Here is a 1,417-nt window from a genome sequence, read left to right as displayed (position 1 = left end):
GGCTTGCCGCCGCGCATCGGCTCGCCCGCCATGGTCATGACGTGACCATATTGGAGGCGCGAGCGAAGGCCGGCGGCCTCAACGAATATGGCATCGCGGCCTACAAGAGCGTCGACAATTTCGCCCAGGCCGAGGTCGACTACGTTACCTCGATCGGCGGCATCGACATCCAGAACGGCAAGGCGCTCGGCCGCGACTACCAGCTGTCCGACCTGATCCGGAACTACGACGCGGTGTTCCTCGGCATGGGGCTTGGCGGCGTCAACGCGCTGCGCGCCGACGGCGAGGATGCCGATGGTGTCACCAACGCCGTGGAGTTCATCGCCGAGCTGCGTCAGGCGGGCGATCTTTCGGGCCTGCCGGTCGGAAGGCGCGTCGTCGTCATCGGCGGCGGCATGACGGCGATCGACGCCGCGGTGCAGTCGAAGCTGCTCGGGGCCGAGGAGGTGACGATCTGCTACCGGCGCGGCCAGGAGCACATGAATGCATCCGGCTTCGAGCAGGATCTGGCCGCCGCCAACGGCGTCACCATCCGCCACTGGCTGCAGCCGAAGCGGGTCATCGCCGAGAACGGCAAGGTGTCGGCGATCGAGCTCGAATACACGGCAATGAACGGCGACAAGCTTGCCGGCACTGGCGAGCGGCTTACGCTCGCCGCCGACCAGGTGTTCAAGGCGATCGGCCAGAGCTTTGTCCCGGCAGCGCTGAATGGCAGTGGCGCCGAGATCGAGCTGGAGGGCGGGCGCATCAAGGTCGATGCCGAGGGGCGTACGTCGCTGGCGAAGGTCTGGGCCGGCGGCGACTGCATCTTCGGCGGCGATGACCTCACCGTCTCGGCCGTGGCGCAGGGCCGCGACGCGGCGGAATCGATCAACCGGGCACTGACCTCTAACGGGAGGGCATGAGCATGGCAGATATCCGCAACAATTTCGTCGGCATCAAGTCGCCCAATCCGTTCTGGCTGGCCTCGGCGCCGCCGACCGACAAGGCCTACAATGTCATCCGCGCCTTCAAGGCGGGCTGGGGCGGCGTGGTCTGGAAAACGCTCGGCGAAGAGGGGCCGCCCGTCGTCAACGTCAACGGCCCGCGCTATGGCGCGATCTGGGGTGCCGACCGGCGACTGCTTGGCCTGAACAACATCGAGCTGATAACCGACCGCGAGCTGCAGACCAATCTGCGCGAGATCAAGCAGGTCAAGCAGGACTGGCCGGATCGCGCCGTCGTCGTCTCGCTGATGGTGCCGTGCGTCGAGGAAAGCTGGAAGGCGATCCTGCCGGTGGTCGAGGAGACCGGAGCCGACGGCATCGAGCTCAATTTCGGCTGTCCGCACGGCATGTCGGAGCGCGGCATGGGCTCGGCGGTCGGCCAGGTGCCGGAATATATCGAAATGGTGGTGCGCTGGTGCAAGGCAAACACC

Annotated in this window: 2 protein-coding genes; both read left to right on the top strand. The window is 66.5% G+C overall.

The window, feature by feature from the left end; all coding sequences use genetic code 11:
- Window positions 1–905: FAD-dependent oxidoreductase (locus EOA33_RS35690; protein ID WP_127407721.1), on the top strand; the 905-nt coding region annotated here is incomplete at its 5' end.
- Window positions 906–907: 2 nt separating this feature from the next.
- A partial coding sequence (locus EOA33_RS35685) for a tRNA-dihydrouridine synthase (RefSeq protein WP_190234496.1) occupies window positions 908–1,417 on the top strand: 510 nt, incomplete at its 3' end.

Origin of the sequence: Mesorhizobium sp. M4A.F.Ca.ET.050.02.1.1 (assembly GCF_003997725.1) — a bacterium.
GTDB lineage: Bacteria > Pseudomonadota > Alphaproteobacteria > Rhizobiales > Rhizobiaceae > Mesorhizobium.
This window is presented reverse-complemented; position numbering and strand designations above follow the sequence as displayed.